This is a genomic window from Marinobacter sp. LV10MA510-1, from assembly GCF_002563885.1.
In the GTDB taxonomy this organism is placed as follows: Bacteria; Pseudomonadota; Gammaproteobacteria; order Pseudomonadales; family Oleiphilaceae; genus Marinobacter.
In genome coordinates, this window is record NZ_PDJA01000001.1 from 1,087,738 (window position 1) to 1,111,999 (window position 24,262).

Annotated in this window: 25 protein-coding genes; 20 read left to right on the forward strand and 5 right to left on the reverse strand. The window is 59.0% G+C overall.

Annotation, left to right across the window (positions count from 1 at the left end):
- Window positions 1–591: 591 nt before the first annotated feature.
- The 4 genes from ATI45_RS05280 to ATI45_RS05295 all read left to right on the forward strand — a co-directional run bounded on the left by ATI45_RS05280 (window position 592) and on the right by ATI45_RS05295 (window position 3,789).
- Window positions 592–891 (forward strand): tyrosine-type recombinase/integrase, encoded by a 300-nt coding sequence (locus ATI45_RS05280; protein ID WP_098418581.1) that lies wholly within the window; start codon window positions 592–594, stop codon window positions 889–891.
- Between the two features lie 218 nt (window positions 892–1,109).
- Window positions 1,110–1,859 (forward strand): IS5 family transposase, encoded by a 750-nt coding sequence (locus tag ATI45_RS05285; RefSeq protein WP_098418337.1) that lies wholly within the window; start codon window positions 1,110–1,112, stop codon window positions 1,857–1,859.
- Window positions 1,810–2,184, forward strand: a complete 375-nt coding sequence (locus tag ATI45_RS05290; RefSeq protein ID WP_098418582.1) for a transposase — start codon at window positions 1,810–1,812, stop codon at window positions 2,182–2,184. Before ATI45_RS05285 ends, ATI45_RS05290 begins: the two co-directional genes overlap by 50 nt.
- A gap of 270 nt (window positions 2,185–2,454) precedes the next feature.
- Window positions 2,455–3,789 (forward strand): ISNCY family transposase, encoded by a 1,335-nt coding sequence (locus ATI45_RS05295; RefSeq protein WP_098418583.1) that lies wholly within the window; start codon window positions 2,455–2,457, stop codon window positions 3,787–3,789.
- 408 nt (window positions 3,790–4,197) lie between these two features.
- On the opposite strand, the gene ATI45_RS22180 is transcribed toward ATI45_RS05295, so the two are convergent.
- From ATI45_RS22180 to ATI45_RS05305, 3 genes are all read right to left on the reverse strand, one after another.
- Window positions 4,198–4,638 (reverse strand): hypothetical protein, encoded by a 441-nt coding sequence (locus ATI45_RS22180; protein ID WP_179888223.1) that lies wholly within the window; start codon window positions 4,636–4,638, stop codon window positions 4,198–4,200.
- A 276-nt stretch (window positions 4,639–4,914) separates the two neighbouring features.
- Window positions 4,915–5,754 carry an ABC transporter permease gene (locus ATI45_RS05300; protein ID WP_228706215.1) on the reverse strand — a complete coding sequence of 280 codons (840 nt, stop codon included), beginning with the start codon at window positions 5,752–5,754 and terminating at the stop codon, window positions 4,915–4,917.
- Window positions 5,754–6,965 (reverse strand): quaternary amine ABC transporter ATP-binding protein, encoded by a 1,212-nt coding sequence (locus ATI45_RS05305; RefSeq protein ID WP_098418584.1) that lies wholly within the window; start codon window positions 6,963–6,965, stop codon window positions 5,754–5,756. Before ATI45_RS05305 ends, ATI45_RS05300 begins: the two co-directional genes overlap by 1 nt.
- Window positions 6,966–7,386: 421 nt before the next feature.
- On the opposite strand from ATI45_RS05305, the gene ATI45_RS05310 reads away from it, so the two are divergent.
- Genes ATI45_RS05310 through ATI45_RS05320 form a run of 3 tightly spaced genes read left to right on the forward strand, consistent with a single transcriptional unit; the run spans window position 7,387 to window position 9,721 of the window.
- Window positions 7,387–8,307 (forward strand): 3-keto-5-aminohexanoate cleavage protein, encoded by a 921-nt coding sequence (locus tag ATI45_RS05310; RefSeq protein WP_098418585.1) that lies wholly within the window; start codon window positions 7,387–7,389, stop codon window positions 8,305–8,307.
- Window positions 8,304–9,260, forward strand: a complete 957-nt coding sequence (locus ATI45_RS05315; protein ID WP_098418586.1) for an L-carnitine dehydrogenase — start codon at window positions 8,304–8,306, stop codon at window positions 9,258–9,260. The genes ATI45_RS05310 and ATI45_RS05315 overlap by 4 nt, the downstream gene beginning before the upstream one ends.
- Window positions 9,260–9,721 carry a thioesterase family protein gene (locus tag ATI45_RS05320; protein WP_018405291.1) on the forward strand — a complete coding sequence of 154 codons (462 nt, stop codon included), beginning with the start codon at window positions 9,260–9,262 and terminating at the stop codon, window positions 9,719–9,721. The genes ATI45_RS05315 and ATI45_RS05320 overlap by 1 nt, the downstream gene beginning before the upstream one ends.
- A 121-nt stretch (window positions 9,722–9,842) precedes the next feature.
- On the opposite strand, the gene ATI45_RS05325 is transcribed toward ATI45_RS05320, so the two are convergent.
- Window positions 9,843–10,799: a GlxA family transcriptional regulator gene (locus tag ATI45_RS05325; RefSeq protein ID WP_098418587.1), complete on the reverse strand. Its 957-nt coding sequence runs from the start codon at window positions 10,797–10,799 to the stop codon at window positions 9,843–9,845.
- A 493-nt stretch (window positions 10,800–11,292) separates the two neighbouring features.
- On the opposite strand from ATI45_RS05325, the gene ATI45_RS05330 reads away from it, so the two are divergent.
- Window positions 11,293–12,246: a GlxA family transcriptional regulator gene (locus tag ATI45_RS05330; RefSeq protein WP_179888225.1), complete on the forward strand. Its 954-nt coding sequence runs from the start codon at window positions 11,293–11,295 to the stop codon at window positions 12,244–12,246.
- 118 nt (window positions 12,247–12,364) lie between these two features.
- The gene (locus ATI45_RS05335) at window positions 12,365–13,591 is read left to right on the forward strand and encodes a TauD/TfdA family dioxygenase (RefSeq protein WP_098418589.1); all 1,227 of its coding nucleotides are present in this window, start codon (window positions 12,365–12,367) and stop codon (window positions 13,589–13,591) included.
- A 6-nt stretch (window positions 13,592–13,597) separates the two neighbouring features.
- On the opposite strand, the gene ATI45_RS05340 is transcribed toward ATI45_RS05335, so the two are convergent.
- The gene (locus tag ATI45_RS05340) at window positions 13,598–14,602 is read right to left on the reverse strand and encodes a GlxA family transcriptional regulator (RefSeq protein WP_098421658.1); all 1,005 of its coding nucleotides are present in this window, start codon (window positions 14,600–14,602) and stop codon (window positions 13,598–13,600) included.
- Here ATI45_RS05340 and ATI45_RS05345 point away from each other — a divergent pair.
- From ATI45_RS05345 to ATI45_RS22385, 11 genes are all read left to right on the forward strand, one after another.
- Window positions 14,601–15,821 carry a TauD/TfdA family dioxygenase gene (locus ATI45_RS05345; protein ID WP_218926112.1) on the forward strand — a complete coding sequence of 407 codons (1,221 nt, stop codon included), beginning with the start codon at window positions 14,601–14,603 and terminating at the stop codon, window positions 15,819–15,821. The genes ATI45_RS05340 and ATI45_RS05345 overlap by 2 nt on opposite strands.
- Window positions 15,818–16,405 carry an HD domain-containing protein gene (locus ATI45_RS05350; RefSeq protein ID WP_098418591.1) on the forward strand — a complete coding sequence of 196 codons (588 nt, stop codon included), beginning with the start codon at window positions 15,818–15,820 and terminating at the stop codon, window positions 16,403–16,405. The genes ATI45_RS05345 and ATI45_RS05350 overlap by 4 nt, the downstream gene beginning before the upstream one ends.
- A complete protein-coding gene (locus ATI45_RS05355; protein WP_098418592.1) occupies window positions 16,402–17,997 on the forward strand; it encodes a 5-guanidino-2-oxopentanoate decarboxylase in 1,596 nt (531 codons plus the stop codon). The genes ATI45_RS05350 and ATI45_RS05355 overlap by 4 nt, the downstream gene beginning before the upstream one ends.
- Window positions 17,998–18,046: 49 nt before the next feature.
- The gene (locus ATI45_RS05360; RefSeq protein WP_098418593.1) at window positions 18,047–18,994 is read left to right on the forward strand and encodes a glycine betaine ABC transporter substrate-binding protein; all 948 of its coding nucleotides are present in this window, start codon (window positions 18,047–18,049) and stop codon (window positions 18,992–18,994) included.
- Entirely contained in the window at window positions 18,991–19,725 is a 735-nt protein-coding gene (locus ATI45_RS05365; protein WP_098418594.1) for a class II aldolase/adducin family protein, read from the forward strand. The genes ATI45_RS05360 and ATI45_RS05365 overlap by 4 nt, the downstream gene beginning before the upstream one ends.
- Window positions 19,726–19,747: 22 nt before the next feature.
- Window positions 19,748–20,959, forward strand: a complete 1,212-nt coding sequence (locus ATI45_RS05370) for a pyridoxal phosphate-dependent aminotransferase (RefSeq protein ID WP_098418595.1) — start codon at window positions 19,748–19,750, stop codon at window positions 20,957–20,959.
- Window positions 20,956–21,753 carry an amino acid ABC transporter ATP-binding protein gene (locus ATI45_RS05375; RefSeq protein WP_098418596.1) on the forward strand — a complete coding sequence of 266 codons (798 nt, stop codon included), beginning with the start codon at window positions 20,956–20,958 and terminating at the stop codon, window positions 21,751–21,753. The genes ATI45_RS05370 and ATI45_RS05375 overlap by 4 nt, the downstream gene beginning before the upstream one ends.
- A 33-nt stretch (window positions 21,754–21,786) precedes the next feature.
- Window positions 21,787–22,560 carry a transporter substrate-binding domain-containing protein gene (locus tag ATI45_RS05380; protein ID WP_098418597.1) on the forward strand — a complete coding sequence of 258 codons (774 nt, stop codon included), beginning with the start codon at window positions 21,787–21,789 and terminating at the stop codon, window positions 22,558–22,560.
- A gap of 78 nt (window positions 22,561–22,638) precedes the next feature.
- Window positions 22,639–23,346 (forward strand): ABC transporter permease, encoded by a 708-nt coding sequence (locus ATI45_RS05385; RefSeq protein WP_098418598.1) that lies wholly within the window; start codon window positions 22,639–22,641, stop codon window positions 23,344–23,346.
- A 1-nt stretch (window position 23,347) separates the two neighbouring features.
- Window positions 23,348–24,073, forward strand: coding sequence for an ABC transporter permease (locus ATI45_RS05390; protein ID WP_098418599.1), 726 nt, complete (start codon window positions 23,348–23,350; stop codon window positions 24,071–24,073).
- Between the two features lie 15 nt (window positions 24,074–24,088).
- A complete protein-coding gene (locus ATI45_RS22385) occupies window positions 24,089–24,262 on the forward strand; it encodes a hypothetical protein (RefSeq protein WP_218925903.1) in 174 nt (57 codons plus the stop codon).

The window sequence follows — 24,262 nt, forward strand, 5'->3', positions numbered from 1 at the left end:
GCGAATTCACTGCCGTTGTTTAATGTCAGCGCCTTAAAGGCGCCCTTGATCAGTCTCAGTAAACGCCTGATCAGGCGTCATACTCCATCTCCTCGCTATTCCGTATCTCCCGATCAATCGTCGTGTTGTGTCAGCCCAACGAATCTGTGATCTGACGCTGGCTTCGGCCTACGGTCAATAAGTCTAAACCTGAAATCGTTTTTCCCGGGGTAGCCCCCTGTGTGTCAGCGTAGTTCTGCCTTATTTTCTTGACTTTGGTCGTATATGGAGTCCTCCGCGGTTGCAAGCACAAGATACGATGATCGACAGGTACGACTGCACACGTATATCCGGTCTTTATAATGATGCCAGTGGCATCGGACCCTAATGGGCTATCCGCACGTCAGTGCCCAAATGGTAAAGCGAGATGTTAACTCTTCGACCAAAACGGGTTTAACTGACCCGTGACGTCGGTTCGACCTGTTCACCATCTTTCTGCATGCTCAGCAATCGTTGTGGTGGGCGACCTAAGTGAATTAAGGAACCTCTGAATAACTTTCCAAAATCAGCGATAATATAGCTATCGCTAACCGCATAGGATTCGCCGCCACCATGGGCCAGAACGGTCGGCCACCGTACCCGTTGTCTTCCATGCTGCGGGTTCCGGTGATGCTGGCGGTTAAACGAATGAGTGATGAAGGTCTGCAAAGTGAGTCAGATCAACTGAAAGCGATCACCTCAGAGACTCATTACCTGAGACATACCGGTGCCAGCCAGGCCATCGAGGCCGGCGCCGATATCCGTCATATATCAGAAGAGCTTGGCCATGCCAGTGCCGCGTTCACTGAGCAAGTGTACGTTAACGCCGATCAAGATCGCCGGCGTGCGGCCGGCCAGCAACGCTCAATTTAGAGAGGTTGATTCAGGGGCAGCTAACAGTGTACCAACGGTGCCTGTCTGTAGTGGCATAATGAATTTGGTCACGTGATTGGAGTTGCTAAAATGCACTCAAACATGACCAGTGATTCAATAATGACTAGGGGCTGTTGACGTTTTCGCATAAGGCATTGAATAAAATAGGTAAACTCGTAATATTAAGGTTCCTACACCACCAATAAAACGAGTTTGCCATGCCCCGATTCATGCTCAGTGATGAGCACTGGTCGAAGCTAAAAGGAATGATGCTTCAAGAAAATATTTATAACAAGCGCGACCTGCGGATGATGGTCGAAGGCATGTTTTATCGACTGAGAGTGGGTTGTCCGTGGCGAGATTTACCTTCTTGTTTCGGTCGATGGAACTCGGTGTATAAAAGATTCAATGAGTGGTCAAAAAAAGGAAAATGGTTGCTGCTGTTCAAAAACCTGGTCAGCGAACCGGATACTGAGTGGGAATTTATTGATGGAAGCTATGTGAAAGCCCATCAGCATAGCACGGGCGCAAGAGGTGCTGACTCGCAAGCTATCGGTAAAAGTCGCGCCGGAAATACAACAAAAATTCATTTGGCAGTCGATAGTTACGGCTTACCGATTGAGTTTACAGTAACGGGCGGCGAGATCCATGACAGCACGGCGGCAAGCGAATTAATTGAACCATTACCGCCGGCTAAAGCCGTGATAGCGGACAAAGGTTATGACAGTGAAAAGATTCGCGAACAGATTAGAAGCAGAGGTGCCATCGCCGTAATTCCAAGAAAGTCGAATTCGGTCATAGGTAATGCAGATATGGATTGGTCGTTATATCACCACCGTCATTTGGTGGAAAATGCGTTTGCACGCTTGAAACATTTTCGTGGGCTGGCGACGCGCTATGACAAATTGAAACGCAACTATGAGAGCGTCGTCGCCATGGCTTGTGGATTTTTATGGTTGCCGATGTAATGAAACGTCAACAGCCCCTAGAAAAGTAGGGCCTCGTTCCAGTCCTGATTTTAAAGTCGAATGTGCCCAGCTGGTTATCGACCGGGGCTACTCCTTTCGAGACGCTGCACAAGCTATGGGTGTGGGTAAATCCACGCTCGACAAGTGGGTTCGAAAATTAAAGAGCGAGCGTCCAGGTCATGTTTTGCCGGGTCAACCGCTGACAGATGAGCAGCGCGAGATTGCAGAACTGAAGCGGCAGATTAAGTGCCTGGAAATCGAGAAAGATATATTAAAAAAGGCTTTGACTCTTTTAATCTTCGACAGCATGAACGATTTTCGCTAGTCAAAGAGCTTAAGAGAGCCCACACAGTCAGTGATTTGTGTCGTGTCTTGGGCGTGCGCAGCTATCGGATGTAATGGTAAAAGAAAACTTGTCACTCGAATTTCATTGCATGGAGCTACAGCAGGAACTTGCTAGTGTTCATCCGGAAACGTAAGTGTCTGAATTTTCTACTTAATTACAATAAAAGAGGAGAAGCCTCTACTTGTTTTTGCTATCATGAACAGTCAAACCATTGAATATCATGACAAAACGCAAACAAGAGAGGCAACAATGCGTCAGAAACGCACCGTCCAGCCCAGTCTATTCGATTCTGTCCTTGAACACGACATCGAGCTCGAAGCCATGTCCAACCTGCTCGACGCCCATCCGATCGTGCTGGACTGGGTCGAGTCTGATCTCCGTGATCGGACGTTGGCCAGCACCGGGCGTAAAGGCCTGTCGGTCGAGTCCATTCTGCGGTGTGCCATACTGAAGCAGTCCAGACAGTTGACGTATCAGGAACTGGCCTTCTTCCTTCAGGATTCCATCTCGCTCAGAGGCTTCGCGCGTCTGGCCATGGGCTGTCCTCAAAAGTCAGCCTTGCAGGCCGGCATTGAAGCGATCACGGCAGATACCTGGGAGAAGCTCAATCTGCTGTTGCTGGACACAGCCAGCGTTCACAAGGCTGAAACCGGTCGAGTTGTGCGTATCGACAGCACGGTCACGGACTCGCCCATTACCACACCCTCAGACAGCGCCCTGTTGCACGATGTCGTCCGCGAGAGCGTGCGACTGTTGAAGCGGTTCGACGGTCTCATGCTCGAGCGACCGGTCCAATGGCACAACCATCGCCGCGTGACGAAACGGCTGGCGTACCAGCTGCAGTACACCGTGAAGCGCAAACGACCACCGGCCTACCGCAAGCTGCTCAAGGTCGCCAGCCGTTCACTTCAGTACGTCTGTCTTGCACGTGTTCAGGCGGTGGCCAGCGCACCTGCAAACAGCAAGATCCGTGCGTGGATCGCGTCGGCTGAAGCGCTCGAAGCTCTGGGCGCCGCGGTGATGGATCAGACGCAGCGGCGGGTATTCAAGGACGAGACCGTGCCGGCGGATAAGAAGGTCTTCAGCCTGTTCGAGCCGCATACCGACATCATCATCAAAGGCGCCAGAGACGTCGCGTTCGGTCACAAGCTGAATCTCACCACTGGCCGCAGTGGGCTCGTGCTTGATGTGGTGATCGAGTCAGGCAACCCGGCTGATACCGCCCGTTTCCTGCCGATGATGGCGCGGCAGACAACGATCTACGGACGTCCACCGCGCCAGGTCGCCACGGATGGCGGCTATGCCAGCCAGGAGAACCTGGCGGCGGCCAAGGCGCTGGGCACCAAAGACGTTGCCTTCCATAAAAAGAAGGGGCTCAAGGTCAGTGAGATGGTCAAGAGCCCCTGGGTGTATCGCAAGCTCAGGAACTTCCGTGCCGGCATCGAGGGCAACTTCTCCTGTCTGAAGCGTGCCTATGGCCTGTCCCGTTGCACCTGGAAAGGACTTGAACACTTCAGATCGTACGTCTGGTCTGCGGTGGTCTCGAGAAACGTGCTGTTGCTGGCACGACTGCTTCAGACCTGAATGGGTAGCCGCTGAACAAGAGACATATCACGCCAGAATGAGTGGCACGGCCTTCGGCCGTCTGCAGAATGGCCAAAACAATGGCCCCAGAGCGAGATGCCGCCCGCTGCCGCTAATGGTAGATTGACCACCACACGACTGTATAAAATACGATCAGACGTGGTGCTGGAAATCACTGGTTTCCGGATGGACACTTGCTAGAGCAACCGCATTGAAAAAACATCGATAAAGTAAAGATGTTTGAAATAACGGTTTGATTGATCAATGTTTCACGCTATTTTTTAGTATTTTTACACCAAAGAGTGAAGTGCGTCTAAGATACTAATTTATATATTTTTTAATACTTTGTTCATACTGCTATGTGTAACAGTAGCCGCTTTAAACACCAAGCACAAAGGAGTTTTGAAATTAAAGGCCGAAGGACTGTTGGTCTCTGCCCATCGAGGCTCGCGTAATTCCGGCAAGTTGCCGGTCGCTGCCTAAGAAGTGGAAAGCTTCGCCTGAAGGGCGGAGAGTAGTCACCTGCACAATTTCTCTAAGCCGTCCATCGGGCGGCCCACCCCACACTCGGGACGACAGTCTTGCTCCTAGCTCTGCAAGAAATAGGGCTTCTTCGTCGGTGGCATCGTCATAAACAGGGGTGAGCCCAAACAGTCGCATTTCCATTTCCTCATAATACGTGTCGAGATCAATCTTCCACGCCTTTCCGAACTTGAACGCTCCAGGAGTAGCCGCTACCCCGTTTTTGTCCGCCTCTGCACAGAGCCCTGCGGATGGTTGACGGGCTGGTGGTCTGCTGTCGTGCTCGAACACTACTTTGATGAAATCGTGAATCGAAACCGGACGCATGACTGACCCCATAGCTTTTTGCTGAGGCGGCTGACCGTTTGGTACCGCCGAATCAAACTATACTCTAATATGTCTCTTGAGCGAGCGACCGCAGAACGACACCATAAAAGCGGGGCTATTCAGCACAGCCCGATCACTTGCAGGTGCGTTAACCCGCGGGATCCTGACTGTACATGAACCTCTACAACAAATTCTAAATACAGGAAGCGTGAAGCTACAAAATTTACTTTAACATCTCAATCATGTTCGTTTATGACTTCACGGGCTAACAGAAGATTACGACTTACGGCCCTTGCCCAGGGACTGGGTGATGCGATCCAGCAGCATGGCCAGGATGACCACGGCGATGCCTGCCTCAAAGCCGGCACCTGGCTGCAGGCGTTGAATAGCACGCCACACCTCGCTTCCCAGGCCGCCGGCACCGATCATAGCGGCAATCACCACCATAGACAGCGCCAGCATGATGGTTTGGTTGATGCCCGCCATCACAGTGGGCAGGGACATCGGCAGCTGCACCTTGAACAGTTTCTGGCTGCGGGTAGCACCATAGGCGTCGGACGCCTCAATCAGCTCCTCCGGTACCTGTCGAATCCCCAGGGTGGTGAAACGGATGGCTGGCGGCATGGAGAAAATCACCGTGGCAAAAATCGCCGATACCGAACCGATGCCGAAGAAGGGAATCGCCGGAATCAGGTAGACGAAGGCCGGCATGGTCTGCATGAAGTCTAGCCCCGGCATGATGACGCGATACAGCCGATCGGAGAGTGCTGCGGCGATCCCGATTGGCAAGGCGATGACGACGGCCAACAGGGTGGCGATCACCACTAGCGTCAGAGTCTCGATCATCGGAGTCCATAAGTTCATGTTCCAGACTAGTGCCAATCCCAGGAGTGCACCGATGGCCAGACGGTAATTGGAGACCCTCCAGCAAATGCCGACGATGATCAATAGCAGCGCCCAGGGTGGCAACCACATCAGAGCGTCGTTGAGGCCGTCAATACCGTTCTGTGTAACTTGCGAGATACTGCGTGTCACGTTGGAGAATTCACTGGTCAGCCAGTCGAGACCGCCCTCGATCCAGTCGCCCAGCGGAATTCTTGGAATATCGATAGCCATTACTTGTTTTCTCCTACCTGTGCCAGTTCATCGAGGACAGTGCCCTTGACCACAACGCCGAGCAGGCGCTTGTCGTCATCCACCACCGCAATAGGAAAGTTCTTCTTGTTGAACATGGCAAACAGGTTTTGCAGCGGCTCATTCAGACCTACGCTGCGGAAGTCCTGAGTCATAATATTGCAGATATCGTCCTTGCCTTCCTTAGCGGCGAGCTCAAGGGAGTCGATTTCCACCAGGCCAAGTAAGGCGCGGTTGCGCGATGTGACGTAGATGGAATCGATGCTGTTTTCACTCATCTTGCGCAGAGTCGTACGCGGTCCATCGCTCTCGCGCGCGGTCGCCCGCACCGGACGCATGGCGTGTTCGGCGGTGAGAATTTTGGACATGTCCACCCCTTCGACGAAGCGCTTTACATAGTCGTCGGCAGGCTTGGTGAGAATCTCCTCTGGGGTACCGATCTGTACGACCTCGCCGTCCTTTAGCAGCACGATACGATCGCCGATGTTGATGGCCTCGTCGAGGTCGTGGGTGATGAAAACAGTGGTTTTCTGCGTGCGGTGCTGCAACTCTTGCAGCTCCTGCTGCATGTCACCACGGATCAGCGGGTCCAGCGCCGAGAAGGCTTCGTCCATCAGTAGCACCGTGCCGTCGTTAGCCAACGCCCGGGCCAACCCCACCCGCTGCTGCATGCCGCCGGAGAGCTGGTTGGGATAGGCCTCTTCCCAGCCATCCAGCCCCACCTGCTTGAGGATTTTGAGAGCAGTATCGCGGCGCTTTTGCTTTGCCACACCGCGGATTTCGAGGCCGAATTCGGCATTTTGTTGCACGGTACGATGAGGGAAGAGAGCGAAGTTCTGGAATACCATGGAGAAATGACGGCGACGGGCTTCAAGCAGCTCTTTGGCGCTGAGGCTCAGAATGTCTTCGTCATCAATGACAATTTCGCCTTCGGTAGGCTCGATCAGGCGGTTGAAGCAACGGATCAGGGTGGACTTGCCGGAGCCGGATAGCCCCATGATGACCAACAACTCGCCTTCATAAACATCGAAATTAATATTGGACAGGGCCAGTGTCTGACCCGTTTTCTCGAATATTTCGGGACGTTTGAGTCCATTATTACGAAGTTCCAGCGCCTGCTTGGGCCGGTTGCCGAAGACTTTGCTCAGGTTACGAACCCGAATCTTCACGTTTTGCTTATTATCATCTTGCATTGGCGTTGCCTTTGATCGGACTTCTGGTTCGGTAAGTGACTCACGCTGGACGAAGTAACTGGTCGATTCAGTCGTTTGCAGGTGAGCACTGTAGGACAGTAAAAAGGCTGCTTACCCTACCTGTCTCTAAACCATCACTCAACTTCGATGGCATCGATATATTGACAACGGTGCCCGCCGAAGCTGCTTGACTCAGCGTCTGAGGCAATTATTAGTCACCCTAATTGCATTGCAGGCTTGCTGGACCGTGTAGCTCTGATCGACAACCAGACTAGAAGCCTGTCGGACTCCTAACTGTTTCATGCTCACGTACTCAGGAAGCTGCTATTTTGACGGCTTTCGACAACTATTTGTCGTCTTTTGTACACTTCTTGCTGCGCATTTAGGTGACACTCTTCGTAACGTTTTACAAGGAGATCCCATGAACCGTAATGTCATTCTGACCTGCGCCATCACTGGTGCTGGCGATACCACCGGCAAAAGCTCCCACGTACCGATCACCCCCAAACAGATCGCCGACAGCTGCATCGAGGCCGCTCGAGCCGGCGCCAGCGTGGCGCACATCCACGTGCGCGACCCCGAAACCGGCGGCATCAGCCATTCGATCGAGCACTACCGCGAGGTGATGGACCGGGTTCGTGAGGCGGATACCGACATCGTCATGAACATCACCGCCGGCGGCGGCGGCGACTGGATTCCGGACGTCGAGGACCCTACCCGCGGCGGCCCAGGCACCGACATGCAGACCCCGGCCCAGCGTCACGAACCGGTGGCCGAGCTACTTCCGGAACTCTGCACCCTAGACTGTGGCAGCCTCAACTTCGACAATATGGTCTACGTCAACACCGCTAATTGGCTACGCGAGCACGCCCGCCTGGTACAGGCCGCCGGCGTCAAGCCGGAGCTGGAGTGCTTCGATCTGGGCCACGTCTGGTTCGCCCGCCAGTTGCAGCAAGAAGGCCTGATCGACGGTGACCCGCTCTTTCAGCTGTGCCTGGGCATCCCCTGGGGCGCTGAGGCCGACACCGAGACCATGCTGGCAATGCGCAGCAAGCTGCCAAAAGACGCCAACTGGGCCGCCTTCGGCATCGGCCGCCACCAGATGCCCATGGTTGCCCAAGCAATGTTGCTCGGCGGCCACGCCCGGGTCGGACTGGAAGATAATCTGCTTCTCGAGAAAGGCGTGCTGGCCACCAACGGCAGTCTGGTTGAGAAGGCCGGCGGCATCATCGATGCGCTCGGCGGCCGCATCATGACGCCTGCCGAGACCCGCGCCCATCTCAAACTGCGCGACCCGGCCAGCGGCTTGATCGTCGAGACAGCTGCAGGAGGTGATGCATGAGTCAGCAACTAACCGTCATCGGCACCGGCGTCATCGGCAACGGCTGGATCGCCCGGGCGCTGGCCCAAAGCTGGGACGTGGTCGCCTTCGATCCGGCTGAAGACGCTGAGGTTCGCACCCGCGACTTCGTCACGAGTGCCTGGCCGTCGCTTGAGAAACTGGGGCTGGCCGAGAGCGCCGACCCCGCGCGGCTGACCTTCGCTGACAGCCTGGAGACGGCCGTCAAGGGTGCCGACCTAATTCAGGAGAACGTCCCCGAACGTCTCGAGCTCAAGCAGGAAATTCTCGCGGCGATCGATGCCGCTGCCGCACCAAGCGTGATTATTGGCTCGTCCACGTCTGGTTTCAAACCCAGCGATCTACAGCGGGACTGCCGGCAAGCGCCGGGACGCGTGATCGTCGCCCACCCCTTCAACCCGGTTTACCTGCTGCCGCTGGTGGAGCTGGTTGGCGGTGAAGCCACCAGCACCGAACAGACCGGCATCGCTCAAAAACTCTACCAGTCTCTGGCCATGCGGCCACTGATCGTGCGTCGCGAAATCGAGGGGCATATTGCCGACCGGCTGATGGAGGCGCTGTGGCGCGAGGCACTGCACTTGGTCAACGACGGCGTAGCCACCACAGAGGAGATAGACGCCGCCGTGGTTTACGGATGTGGCTTGCGCTGGGCACTGATGGGCACTTTCATGACCTTCCACCTGGCCGGCGGCGAGTCGGGTATGCGCCATATGCTTGAGCAGTTCGGTCCGGCACTGAAGCTACCCTGGACTAAGCTCGAGGCTCCGGAGCTCACCGATGAACTGATCGAAAAGGTCGTCAAAGGCTCTGAATTCCAGGCCGCTGGCCGGTCCGTCGCCGAGCTCGACCGGCGTCGAGATGATTTCCTGGTTGAATTGCTCGATCTGGTACAGAATTACTGGCCCGAAGCCGAGGGGCTCAAGGGGCGCATCTGATGGCATTACTCGAAACCCGCGTTGCCCCGGAATGGGTCGACTACAACGGCCACATGAACGACGCCGAATATGCCCGAGTATTCTCCTTGAGTGTCGAAGCGCTACTAGATGCCATCGGACTAGACGATGCCGGACGGCGTCGCCACGGCTACACCATCTACACGTTAGAGACCCACCTTTGCTATCGTCGCGAAGCTCACGAGCATCAGCCGCTCAACGTCGAGGCGACGGTGCTCGACAGCGACGCTAAACGTTTGCATGTATTTTTCGAAATGCGTGACGCCGAGCGCAGTCTGCTAGCCACCAGCGAGCAGATGCTGATGGGCATCGACAGCGAGGCCGGCCGGCCAGCGCCCTTCCCGCCGCCCGTCGCGACAGCTATTAGCAAGCTGCCGAATCTCGCCGTCAATGCTTGGCCGCAGCTTGCCGGGCGCCGCATTGGACTGCCGAATCGGGACTGACGCAGCATGTGAATGCAGACCTTTCTCAAACTGAATTCTGCCGCCAATCTGCCTTGCGGCTTGGCAGTGTGGGCGGTAGACGTATAATTCACTTACCGTATAACTGGACTATTCTTCACACTTATCGGACTTGCCTGGGCGAGCTACCATAGCGCTGGCGGAAAGCCCTTGAGAAGCTGGAGCTCGAAGCGAAGCCGCAAGCTAAGCCCACCACCAGCACATCAAGATCGGTTTCTGTTAACAGGTGGTAAGCTCGTTCCAGGCGCAGTCCCAGATACCAATCGCGAGGCGAACTTCTCAACTCGTGCTCAAAAATACGTTGCAACTGGCGCAGCGAGACCCCGCTGCGCCGTGCAACGTCGGCAAGCGATAGCGGCGTCTCCAAATGACGTTCCATCAGATCAACAGCCTCCACCAGTCGAGCGTTGTGGGTGTCAAGCCGTCGTGCCAATGTCATACGCTGCTGATCGTGACGCGTGCGCATACGCTCATGGACCAACTGCTCGGAAACGTCGATGGCTAAACGCTGCCCATGGCGACGAGCGATAACGTCTAGCGCCATGTCCATGGCTGCTGTGCCCCCGGCACATGAGAAACGCCGCGCCCCGAGTTCAAAAAGTTCGTTTGAGGTGGCGATCGCTGGAAAGCGTTCCTTAAATGACGGAAGGCTCTCCCAGTGAAGAGTGACTCGCTCGCCATTCAACAGCCCCGCCGCAGCCAGCACGAAACAACCGGTATCGAGCCCGCCCAGCACGCAGCCGGCAGCGGACAGTCGGCGCAGCCAGCGTACCAGGGCGGGGCTCAGATAACGTTCGGGATCGAAGCCGCTGCATAAAGCCAACGACGGCAGATGAGGCACCGCTTCGATGGTCTGATCGGCGAGCAGTGTCATACCGTTGGAAGCGGTCACAGATCCTCCGTTCTCGCTGATCAGCATCCATTCAAAGAGCGGTCGGCCACTGATACGGTTGGCGATTCGCAGCGGCTCGACAGCCGAGAAGAAGGCCATCATCGAGAAGCGTGGCAGCAGAAGAAAACCGATTAGTTCGGGATTAGGGCCGGAATAATTGAGGCGCATGGGACAAAATGTCAGAAAGGACGTTAGCTAACCATCATGGCCGACCCTCGTCGCCTCGACAAGTAAAAGATGCCGGGGGTTAGTCGAAATAGGCCTTCAGACTTCAATAGCGGGGCTTTCATCATCCTTAGCCTCGACACTTGGTAACCAGCCGGCTAGCAGTGGATGCTTTCATACTGAGTGAATTACTACGCTACTCAAATCGCACCTTCAAGCAGATAATTTTCGCCAAAAGACCCATCGGTCAGTAGGGCGACAATATCATAGCCTGCCAGCCCGGCGTCGATACGCTAGCAGCTTGAGCACTTTGTGCCGGTCAAAAATGCCTATCACTGCGGTAATTCTGGAACAAGGATCACCACTTAAAACGCCTTACCACCAGTATCTATGCAGCCCGATGTTGCAACCGGCCGCGCAGCCTTTACAATCAACACAACGAAGCCACGATGCCAAACCGGACGCGGTGCCCCTCCCCGATATCGACCCGAAGCCCATGAGACTCCAGCCCCCCATCCGCGTTCCGGAGCGAATCGGTTTCTTGCTGCTACCGCGCTTTGCGATGATGGCTTTCTTCTCGGCCATAGAACCGCTGCGCATTGCCAACCGCATCAGCGGGCGTTCACTTTTCGAATGGGATGTGATCAGCAAAGACGGTGGCCCGGTTAAAGCCTCTAACGGCATGACGTTGGACGCCACCTGCGCGATCGCCCAAGCACCTTTAGTAACGAGCCTGGCAGTGTGTGCCAGCTTCGACCCCGACGACAGCGTCAATGGCGCACTACTAGACTGGCTACGCGAACGCGCCGCCTCAGGATGCGTGCTAGGTGGCATAGACACCGGCTGCTTCGCACTGGCCGCGGCCGGTTTGCTTGACGACCAGACGGTAACCCTACACTGGGAGTCTCTACCCGAATTTCGCTCCCGTTTTCCACGCGTTGACGCCGTCGAATCGATCTACGAAGTAACGCCCGAAGGCTTCTCATGCGCCGGAGGCAGCGCCGCCATCGATATGAGCCTCGACCTGATACGCCGCCGCCATGGCGATAATCTTGTCAAGCGCGTCCGAGACCAGCTGATTCATGACCCTGAGCGACGACCAGCCAGTCGTCAGCGCGACCCCATCATTCCTGACGACCCGGGCTTGCAAAAAATCATCGACTTAATGGAGGCTAACCTGGAGACGCCGTTTGGTATAGGCGAACTGGCTGCTAGGCTCAGCCTCTCCTGGAGAGGCCTGGAGAGGCTCTTCGCTCGTCATATGGGTATGTCGCCCCAGCGCGTCTACCTCGATATGCGACTGGATCACGCTCATCGGCTGCTGCGCGAGACCCGCCACAGGGTGATAGATATTGCCTTGGCCTGTGGTTTCGCCTCCGCGTCAAGCTTCACCCGCGCCTTCCGCCGCCGGCATGGTCTCACCCCAAGCGAATGGCGTCGGCGTTCCTGATTTTCCGATGCGCCGCTGCAACTGTCGAACTATGCACAGTCAGCGTCGGATTCTGTAGTGAGACGACCTCCTATCGCTGACACTCTAGCGGTCTTCCCTTGACGCTCAGGAGCTCTTAATGTCACTGAACAAACTGCCTCTTACGCCCGATTATGATGCTTGGCTGATCGACACCGACATCGCCGACGTTTCGTTTACGCCGCGCCTCGTCACGGTGCGCTGGAGCGACGGACGCGTCAGCCGCTACCACAGCATCTGGCTGCGCGAGAACGCCGCCGATGAGACCACCGTCAACCCGGCAACTCGGGAGCGCATCCTGGACCTTTCCACCTTGCCCGCTTGGCCAGAAATCGACGCCGTCAATATTGACGCCGCTGGCGCTCTGTGCGTGACTTTCGCCCCAGAAAACCGTCGCCTGCGCTTTCATCCCGGCTGGCTGCGAGCTCACGACTATGATAACGCCACCGACTCCGAGGCGCCGCTAGTGCCGATGAACACCTGGCTGGGCGGCCCCGAGGTCGCTCCCGAAACCTTGGATGCCAGCGGCCTGCTCGATACCGCACCTGACAGCGATGCCGAGGAGGCGATCCTTGCCCCGGCATTAAAAAGCGTGCTCGGCAAGGGGCTGGTGCGGCTGCGCGGCCTGCCCACCGAGCCCGGCTCGCTCGAAAGCATCGCTCGGCGCATCGGCCCCGTACGTCCCACCAACTTTGGCCAGCTATTCAACGTCAAGGCCAAGCCCGATCCCGACTCCAACGCCTACACGTCCCTCGCCCTGCCCCCCCACGTCGACCTACCGACTCGCGAATACCACCCCGGACTGCAGATGCTTCACTGCCTGGAGAACAGTGTGAAAGACGGCCAGGCGGTGATGATGGACGGCTTTGCCGTGGCCGAGGCCCTGCGCGACCGCCACCCCGAGGCATGGGCGACGCTAACCCGGGTGCGCTGGTGCTATGCCAACACCGCCCGCACTACTGACTACGTCTGGTTTGAGCCGATGATTCGCCTCGACGCCCGGGGCGAGCTGCTTGAGGTGCGCATCGCCGACTTCCTGCGTGGCCCTTTGCAGACCGCGTTCGAGGACGTCGAACCGGCCTATGAGGCGCTAATAATCCTGCAGCGGCTGTTGCGCGATCCGGCCTTCGCCATCCGCTTCACTTACCGCCCCGGCGACTTGGTGATTTTCGACAACCGCCGTCTGCTGCATGCCCGGGACGCCTTCGAGGGCAGCACCGGCCACCGCTGGCTGCAGGGCTGCTATATGGAGCGCGACGAGGTGCGGTCGCGCTATCGCATGTTCCAGCGCGCACGCCGTCAGCGGCAGCTCACTGCCGAGACCTGATAGCGCTTAGTCCGCGTCTCGAGCCGCGGTTTCCCGGGGGGATTCGTCAAAGCGCGCCCGATAGGCCCGCGAGAAATGCGCCAGGTGCTGGAAGCCAGTGGCCAGCGCCGCCTCGGTAGCCCGACAGTCGCTGCCGGCGAGCAGCTGCTGGGCGCGGTCCAGCCGCATCCCCAGATAGCACTGCTTAGGGGTCTCGCCAAAATGCACGATGAACAGCCGCGTGAGCTGGCGCTGGGATTGGCCTGCCAACCGGCAGACCTCGGGGATCAGCAGCGCCTTGGCCAGATTAGCATCCATCACCGCCAAGCTCTTCACCACGCTGCGCGGCAGGCGGGCATAGCGCACGTCGAGATCCACCGGCGAGCGCTCGTGGCGCTGGTGAACCAGCTGGCGGCTCACGGCGTCAGCCAGGGCTGGGCCGTAGGTGAGCTCAATCCAAGACAGCATTATGTCAATACTCGCCACGCCCCCGCCACCGGTTAGCCGCCTGGAGTCAAGCTCATAGTATGACGAGCTGACCTCAAGCAGCGGAAACTCGCGACGAAAGGCGGGTGCGCTTTCCCAGTGTAACGCCACCCGATACCCCTTCAGTACGCCGGCGCGCGCCAGGATGAAAGGCGCTGTTTCCAGCCCCCCCAGCCAACCCCCATGGGCTGCAATACGGCGTAACACCGCATGATCCTGGGCGCTGACGTCGGCCTCTGGCTGATAGGACGACACCACCATCAGGCTGGCGTCATCAGGTACTCCAGACAGCTCAGCATTCACCTCGATACTCACTCCATTGCTAGCCACTACGCCCTTACCGTCCAGCGAGCGCAGACGCCAGGCAAAGAGATCGCTACCGAAGCGATTGGCCACCCGCAACGGCTCCAGCATGCAAAACAAAGTCAACATCGAGAAGTTGGGTAGCAGCCAGACGTCCAGGGTGTGTTGCGCCTGTTCAGGAGTGAGCAGCGGCGGCGAGTCGGGTCGCGGATAGGGCCATAGAGTGTCGATAGGGTCATTCATGGCTAGAATGATCAATAAAAAGACGACTTTTATCAAGTCGTTGCTGCTAGCCAGTGATACGGTAATAGCCACTACCACTTACACGCCTGCGGAGATCGCCGTGATCCAAGCCAGCCTTTTAGCCGATAATTGTCGTCTAGCCATTGTCCATGGCGAGCATACTAAAGAGTTCGCCGCTCTCTGGCTGCGTGAGCGCAGCCCGAACCCCGACACTCTGGACCCACAAACCGGCCAACGGCTGATCGAGGCTGCGGCTTTGCCGCTGGACCTGCGCATCGAGCAGGCCGACGTCGAAGATCAAACGCTGCATATCCGCTTCAGCGATGGCCATCGTGCCGACTTCGAACTAGACGCGCTGCTTCAGACGCCATCGAGCGTTGCAGCGAAGCCGCTCTGGGACGCCGACCTTGCCGAGCCGCCGCAGGCAGACTTCGCCGCCGCCCTGAACGACGACGACGCCCTGCTCGATATGCTTGAAGGACTGCACCACTACGGTTTTGTGCTGGTTTCCGACGTGCCCACCACCGAGAACGGCATGCAGGCATTGATCGAGCGTGTCGGCCCGCTGCGCCGCACCAACTGGGGCGGCATCGCCGACGTCAAGGCGGTGGCCAACGCTTACGACTTGACCATGACCCAGCGCGGCCTGGAGCCCCACACCGACAACCCCTACCGTGACCCCATTCCCGGCTACATCTGGCTGCAGTGCCTGACCAACGCCGCTGAGGGTGGCGACAATACCTTGGTCGACGGCTATCGCGCGGCCCAGTTGCTCCGCGAACGCGATCCGGCTGCCTTCGAGTGCCTGACGCGGGTCTCGCCAACTTTTCGCTACTGCGACGACAACACCCATCTGGAAAGCGAAGGGCCTTTAATCGAGCTCAACAGCCAAGGTGAGCCTGTTCGCGTCCGCTATTCTAACCGTACCGAGAGGGTTCCGGCACTCCCCGCCGCGGAGCTTGAGGCCTACTACGCCGCGCGCCAGGCTTTCTATGAGCTGATCACCGGCGATGAGCTGACCTTGCACATCAAGCTTGACTCCGGGCAGATGTTGATCATGGACAACTATCGCTTGTTCCATGGCCGGCGCGCCTACCAGCTGGCCGGCGGCGTACGCCACATGCGCCAAGGCTACGTGGACCGTGACAGCACCGCCAGCCGCCGTCTGGTACTACGCCGTCAGCTGTCTCAAACTCACCAAAACGAGGATGTCGCATGAACCAGGCCCGCTTCCGCCACTTCGGTGAAGCCCACCGCGACGAATGGGCACTGATCGACGACCGTTTCCGCGAATACGTCGCCGGTGCCCCGCGACGGGTGCTCGCTCACCTTCATCGCCTGTCCGGCGATACCCACGGTTATCCGGTGGATCGTTTCGAGCACAGCCTGCAGACCGCCACCCGCGCGCTGCGCGACGGCGCAGACGAGGAAATGGTGGTCTGCGCCTTATTGCACGACATCGGCGACGACCTGGCTCCGGCCAATCACGCCGAGATTGCCGCCGGAATCCTCGAACCCTTCATCGATCCGCTCAATACTTGGATGATCCGCCATCACGAGCTCTTTCAAGGCTACCATTATCGCCATTTTTTCGGCCTGGACCCTCACGCTAGGGAGCAGTTCCGCGATCATCCCGCCTACGAGCGCACGGTGCGCTTCTGCGACGATTGGGATCAGGCCAGCTTCGATCTCGATTACGACAGCCTGCCACTCGAGCACTTCGTGCCGATGGTCGAGCGCGTTCTGAGCCGCGAACCCTTTGACGGCTTGCCGGCAGTCAGCAAGGAAAAGGAAACTCTATGAATTGCGCCCAGCGATTGATCCAACTGCTCGAGGCCTATGGGGTCGACACGGCGCTCGGCATTCCCGGTGTACATACCATCGAGCTGTATCGCGCCTTGGGCCAGAGCGGCCTTGTCCACGTCACCCCGCGTCACGAGCAGGGTGCTGGCTTCATGGCCGACGGCTATGCTCGAGCCAGCGGCAAGCCCGCCGCCTGTTTCATCGTCACCGGCCCCGGCATGACCAACATAGCCACCGCCATGGGTCAGGCGCTGGCCGATTCAGTGCCCATGCTGGTGATCTCCAGTGTCAACCCTCGCCAGACTCTGGGCCACGGCCAGGGCAGACTGCACGAAATGCCCCACCAGAGCGAAATGCTTGCCGGGGTCAGCCTGTTCAGCCATACCCTGCATGATCCTGCGGCGCTGCCAGAGGTGCTGGCGCGCGCCTTCGCAATATTCGAAAGCGCGCGCCCAGGCCCGGTGCATATCGAGATCCCCCTCGACGTGATGGTCGCCCCGGCGTCGGAGGATCCGCACACACCGGCGCGGGTCTTTCCTCCGGCGCCGGCTCCCGAGGCGCTGGCGCTGGCCAGCGACTGGCTGAGTAGTTCCAAGCGCCCGCTGATCCTGCTTGGTGGCGGCACCGCCGCTGCCTCCGAGGCAGCCCGAGCGCTGGTTGAACGCCTCGACGCCCCAACCTTTACCACCATTAACGCCAAGGGCGTGCTGGGACGGGACCATCCGCTGGACCTAGGCGCCACCATGAGCCTGCCCGCCGCCCGCCGCCTGGCCGCCGATGCCGACGTGGTACTGGCATTAGGCACCGAGCTTGGCGAAACCGATTATGATCTGGTTTTCGATGATGGCTTTCGCCTCGACGGCAGGCTGATCCGGGTCGACATCGACCCCGAGCAACTGGGCCGCAATCAGGCCGCCGATCTCGCCATCCTGGCCGAATCTGGCCAGGCCATGCGCGGGCTGATCGGGCATCTGCCAAAAGCGGCTGCCCGCGATGGCGCTGAGCGCGTCGCGGCCGTGCGCCGCGCGATGGCGCTAGACAAGGACTCGGAACTCGCGCCCTACGTACCGCTCTTCGCCACCCTGCGCAACACATTGCCCGAGGCGTTGATAGTCGGCGACTCCACCGGTCCGGTCTACGCCGGCAACTTCCTGGCTTCGATGCCTGCCCCGCGTCGCTGGTTCAACGCCGCCACCGGCTTCGGCACTCTCGGTTACGGCCTGCCCGCCGCTTTGGGAGCCGCCTTGGCGCGCCCGGAGCTGCCGGTAATCGCCCTGGTCGGTGACGGCGGGCTCCAGTTCGTGCTCGGTGAGCTGGGTACCGCCCGCGATCTGGGCCGGCCGGTGGCCGTTATCATCTGGAATAACGATGGCTACGATGAAATTCGTCGTTATATGTCACTCAGCGAGATACCGCACCTGGGCGTCGACCTGGCCGCCCCCAACTTTTCAGCTATCGCCTTGGCTTATTCCTGTCGCCATATGAGTGTCACTGAACCAGCAAGCCTGGCCGATGCTCTAGGTCAGTTAGACAAGGCTAGCTCGCCACTGATTATCGAAATCGATGCTGCCGCTTGGGCTGCATCGCTCTGACGCCGGGCCGCTATCCGCCCACAAACGACAATAAGGAAACACCTGATTCATGAGTGCCAAAACGCAACGCACTGCAACGATTCTGACCCTGATCAGCGGTCTGGCATTGGCTGGCCCCGCCCTGGCGACCGACCGCGACGACAATCTGCGCCTGGTAGTCCCGCCCTGGCCAGGCGTGACTGTCAAAAGCGAAATGATCTCTCAGCTCATCGAACCGCTGGGCTACAGCACCGACAAACAGCCGCTCAGCTCGACTGTGGGCTATTCCACCATGCAGTCCGGCGATAGCGACGCCTTCCTGGCCGGCTGGGTGCCTGCCCAGCAAGGTAGTTACGATGCCGCTATGGAGAGCGGCTCCATTGTTGACCTGGGCAACAACGTCGAAGGCGCGCGCATGGGCTTCGCGGTACCGGGCTACGTTGCCGATGCTGGCATTACCAGCGCCGAGCAGTTGGCCGATCCGGAGGTGGCCGAGCGCTTCGACCGCAGCGTCTACAGCATCGAAAACGGCTCCACAGTTGACGATATGCTCAACGATGCCATCGACGCCAATATTTATGGGCTTGGCGACTGGGACAGCAAGCCTTCCTCGACGCCTGGCATGCTCAGCGAGGTGGCGGGCGCGGCCAAGCAGGGGCGCTGGATTATCTTTTACGGCTGGACGCCACACTGGATGGTGCCGGAATACGACACCCGGATTCTTGACGACCCCGAAGGAGTTTACGGTGATGACAACGGCAGCAGCGCCGTCAAAACCATCGTCGCCAAGGACTACGCCGAAGCCAACCCCAATCTGCTCCGATTGCTCAAACAGTTCGTGCTATTGGCCGACGAGCAAAGCGAGTTCATACGCGCCTACGGCCTAGAGAAAGGCGACCTTGAGGTCGTGGCACACGATTGGTTGGTCAGCCATCCCGAGCGTGTCGCCGCCTTTCTAGATGGCGTAACTACCCGCGACGGTAAGGAGGCGCTTGCAGCGGTAAAGGCCAGCCTATGAACGCCACCACTTCAGAGGAGCGTGATCTTCGCCAAAACCTAGCGGCTGCCTATCGGCTGATCGCCCTGGATGGCATGGACGACGGCATTGATACGCATATATCGGCCCGCCTGTCCGGCGAGCGCTTCCTGCTCAACGCTTACGGGTTGCGCTTTGCCGAGGTGCGCGCCGACAACCTGGTGACTGTGGACGCCGACGGCAAAGTACTTGACGACCCCACTGGGCTGGGCATTAACCCAGCCGGTTTCACCATACACAGCGCCCTCCATGCCGCTCGCCCCGACGTCAACTGCGTAATGCACTGCCACACCGTGGCTGGTGTCGCGATCTCTTGTCTTGAGGAAGGCCTACTGCCGCTCAACCAATGGGCGTTGCAGTTCCACGACCGGCTGGCCTACCACGACTTCGAGGGCATTGCGCTGGAGCTCGATGAACGCGAGCGTCTGGCTGAGGACCTCGGCGATCACGCAGCAATGATCCTGCGTCAGCACGGCTTGCTAACCTGCGGTCGAAGCGTCGGCGAAGCCTTCCTGCGCATGCGCAACCTAGAGCGCAGCTGCCAAACGCAGCTGGCGGCCCAGGCCACCGGCCAGCCGCTGCGTTTAGCATCACCCACCATGGCAGAGCACGTGGCGCAACAGTTTGACGCCTGGGCGACGGGCCCTGCAGGCAGCGACCGCGCCTGGCAGGCCGAACTACGCCGACTTAGTGGCGCTGACGACTCTCTCTAATCAGAACCAGAACGGGATCCATATGCACTATTCACGACTAACCGACCGGATTGCCGGCGAGGGCGCCGCGGCCTGGGATATCCACTATCGAGCCCTGGCCCGCCAGGCCGCTGGCGAGCAAATCACCGTGCTCTCGGTGGGTGACCCAGATTTTGCCACCCCAACGCCGATTGTCGAGAGCGCCGTGGCCAGCCTGCGCGGTGGCGCCACCCATTACCCCGACGTGCAGGGTAAGCTGGCGCTGCGCCAGTCCATCGCCGACGATTATCATCGCCGGGGCTTCGATGTAGGTCCAGACAATGTCATTGTCATGGCAGGCGCCCAGTGCGGCCTGTATGCCGCAGCCCAGTGCCTGCTTGATTCAGGCGACCAGGTGCTGGTGCCCGAGCCAAGCTATGTCACTTACGAGGCGGTATTGCGCGCCACCGGCGCCGAGATGGTACAAGTGCCGTTGAATAGCGAGGAAGACTTTCGCCTTGATCCAGCGGCCCTGGAGGCGGCCATCACCCCCCGCACCCGGGCTATATTGCTCAACAGCCCCCATAACCCCACCGGCCAACTGATCGATGCCGACACCTGGGAGGCGGTCGCCGCGCTGTGTCGGCGGCACGACTTGTGGTTGATCTCCGACGAGGTCTACGCCGAACTGATTTTCGAGGGCGAGCACCTCTGCCCCGCCACGCTGCCAGGCATGGCTGAGCGTAGCGTAATCGTCAGCAGCCTCTCCAAGTCCCATGCGATGACCGGCTGGCGCTTGGGCTGGGTGCTGGGCCCCGAGACGCTGATTCAGCATCTTGCCCATCTGGCGCTGTGCATGCTCTACGGCTGCCCGGACTTCATCCAGGATGCTGCCTGCGATGCCCTAAAGACACCGCCTGCCGAACTGGATGACATGCGCGAGGCCTACCGGGTGCGCCGCGACGCCGTTTGCAAAGCGCTCGCCGAGAGCACTGCGGTGGCCACCATCCGCCCCCCGGCGGGAATGTTCCTTATGGTGGATGTTCGCGCCACGGGGCTCTCTTCCCAAGCCTTTGCTGATCGCCTGCTCGACGAGGAGGGCATCTCGGTGCTCTCCGGCGAGGCCTTCGGGCCTTCAGCGGCAGGCTTCGTACGCATCAGCCTTACCATGGAGGCAGAGCGCCTCGCCGCAGCCAGTATGCGCCTCGTGGCCTGCGCCGAACGCGCACAAGCCGAACGGTCACCAACCCCGGCTGCGGAGGCCGATTGCCTATGACATCATCATTCACTCATTTATCCCCTACCCGCACCGCCACCACTCCAGCCGTGGTGGCCAACAAGCTAATCAAGCATTTTGGCGATCTAGAAGTACTCAAGGGTGTCTCTCTCGAGGTACCCGAAGGCAGTGTCACCTCCATCATCGGCGCCAGCGGCTCAGGTAAAAGCACCTTGCTGCGCTGCATGAATCTGTTGGAGAGACCCGACCGGGGCGAACTAGCGATTGCAGACGAGGCGATTCTCTTCACCCGCAACCCCCAGGGCGGCATTACCGGTCTAGATCGGCGCCAACTACAACGGTTGCGCGCTAAGGTCGCTATGGTCTTCCAGCAGTTCAATCTTTGGCCCCACTTGACCGCGCTGGGCAACGTCATTGAGGCCCCCATGAGGGTCAAGGGGCTCTCACGGAAGCGAGCCACCGAATTGGGCGAGCACTATCTGCAGCGGGTCGGCATGGACGATCGGCGCGACGCCTACCCCGCTTTTCTCTCCGGTGGCCAACAGCAACGGGTGGCCATTGCCCGAGCTCTGACCATGGAACCGCGTCTACTTCTCTTCGACGAACCTACTTCGGCACTGGATCCTGAGCGGGTCAACGAGGTCCTGGGCGTGATCCGTGGCCTCGCCGCCGAGGGCCGTACCATGCTTCTGGTCACCCATGAGATGCACTTTGCCCGGGAGGTCTCCGACCAGTTGATCTATCTCGACCAGGGGCGCATCGCTGCCGAGGGCACACTGGAAGACGTTTTTAAGGATCCCCGATGCCGCCAGTTCATGGCGCCCGCGGCCTGAATACTCCAAACACAATAACGATAGGATAAGACCATGCACTATTATCTAAAGATCGCCACCGCTTTCGTCACACTGGGCATCGCTCTTTGCGCCCAGGCCGATGCGCCCCTTAAAGTAGGTATCTCCGGCGAACCCTACCCACCTTTTACCTACAAGGCCGCCAGCGGTGATTGGACTGGCTTTGAAGTGGAGCTGGCGCATGCCCTCTGCGCGGCCATAGAGCGCGAGTGCGAAATCGTGCCCACCGGCTGGAGCGGCATTATTCTTTCGCTCCAAGCTGGCCGCATCGACATGATCATGAACTCCATGTCGATCACCGAGAAGCGCCAAAAAGTCATCGACTTCACTCGCCCCTACTACTTCACCCCAGGCTCTTATGTGGCTGCCAGCGATCTCGCGCTCGGTATTCCTAACGGCCTGGACGGCTTGGTGATGGGGGTTCAAGCAGCCACCACCAACGCCACCTATGCGCGGCGTGAACTTCGCGACAGCGGCGTGGAGATCCGTATTTACAATCAGGCGGAACAGGTCAACAACGATCTGCTTTCAGGACGCCTAGATGTAATCTTGGCTGACGAGATCGCCATGGTGCAGTTCCTTGACCGCGACGAAGCGGAAGGCTTCGAAATCAAAGCCACGGCCCCACGCCACGACGCCTACGGTGAGGGTATCGGGATCGGCTTGCGCCAGGATGAAGATGCACTGCGAGCACCCCTCAACGAGGCGATCAACGCAGTGATCACGGACGGCACCTGCGCCAGTCTCTCCGAGCAGTACCTGGGCACCGACGTCTGCGTCTACGACTGAGCGACGACCGCCCGTCATCGCTCCCCCGGTGCCACCGGCATTGGGGGCTTCGTTTTGTGACCAAGAAAAGAGTCAACCATGACTGCCATGACATCGGAGGGGCTCGCCGACTGGGCCGGCCCCATTCTTAGCGGCGCACTTACCACAGTGCAGATCGCCGTGCTGGCATACGCCATCGGCCTGCTGTTGGGATTGCTGGGTGTCAGCGCAAAGCTCAGCCCCTGGGCGCCCTTGCGCGGCCTGGCCACCATTTACTCGACGTTGATCCGTGCGGTGCCAGAACTGCTGCTGATCCTTTTGCTCTACTATGCCGGTGCCCAAGCGCTGGATGCCCTGCTGGCTTATCTGGGCATGGCCGGCGCAGTGCAGATAACCGGTTTTGCCACTGCGGTGGGCGTGCTGGCTTTCGTCCAGGGTGCCTATATGACCGAGGTGTTCCGCGGTGCCGTCCTGGCCATCCCCAGGGGCCAGCTAGAGGCCGCTGAAGCCTTCGGCTTTTCGCGCTGGGCCCGTTTCCATCGCATCGTGCTGCCGGGCATGCTACCCAATGCCTTGCCCGGCATGTCCAATTTATGGCTGATCCTCATCAAAGACACCGCTCTGATCAGCGTAATCGGCTTTAACGAGCTGTTCTTCACCATCCAACAGGCCGCCGCTAGCAGCCGCGCCTATTTCCTTTTCTATGCCGTCGCCGGTGTCATCTACTTGCTAATGACCTTGAGCTCCACGGCGCTGTTCGCACGCCTTGAGCGTCATGTTCGGCGCGGCCAACCCACGGAGGCTTGACATGGATTATTCTTGGCTGAGCGACCCCTTCTATCAGGGCTACTTGTGGGAGGGCTTCATCAATACCCTTTGGCTGCTGCTGGTCTCCGTGGTGGGCGGCCTACTCCTTGCCGTGGGGGTGGCGCTGGCGCGAATCCGCGGACCTAAGCCACTGGCCTGGCTGGTCTGGGCCTTCACCACCGTGATACGCGGCACCCCACTGCTGGTGCAGCTGTTCTTCTTCTACTACGGGGTGGGTCGTCTGCTAGAGGGTATACCAGGCATCCGCGAAAGCTTGCTGTGGCCGCTGTTGCGCGATCCCTTCTTCTTCGGCGCCCTGACTTTCATATTCAGCGTGGGAGCCTACTCCGGCGAGGTGATCCGCGGTGCCATGCTGAGTGTGCCCCAGGGTGAGCTGGAAGCCGGCCGCGCCTTCGGCCTCTCCGGCTTCCAAGTGCTCACCCGGCTGTGGCTGCCGCGGGCCATCCAGCTCTGCCTGCCGACTCTCACTAACGAGATAATCCTGCTGCTTAAGTCAATCCCGTTGGTCTCCACCATCGCCCTGATGGATTTGCTGCAAGCGGCCAACATCATCCGCGACGAGACTTTCCTGGTCTACGAACCACTGCTGCTGATCGCTGGTATTTACCTAGCCACCACAGTGGTGCTGACCCTAGCGCTGCGCCTTGTGGAGCTCAACTTCCCCGGCATGCGGCCGACTCGGCGCCGCTGGCTGTCCCTTCGCTGAACAGGATAAGATTCCATGCATTCTTCCATGTACTCTCTAGACGAACAGCTCATCGACAACGCCTGGGTGCCGAGCCAGAGCAAGGTGCGCCACCAAGTGCTCGACCCCTACCGCGAAACACCCATCGCTGAGGTGACCCGCGGCGCCCCGGCAGACGTCGATGCCGCCGTGACCGCGGCGAGTACCTGA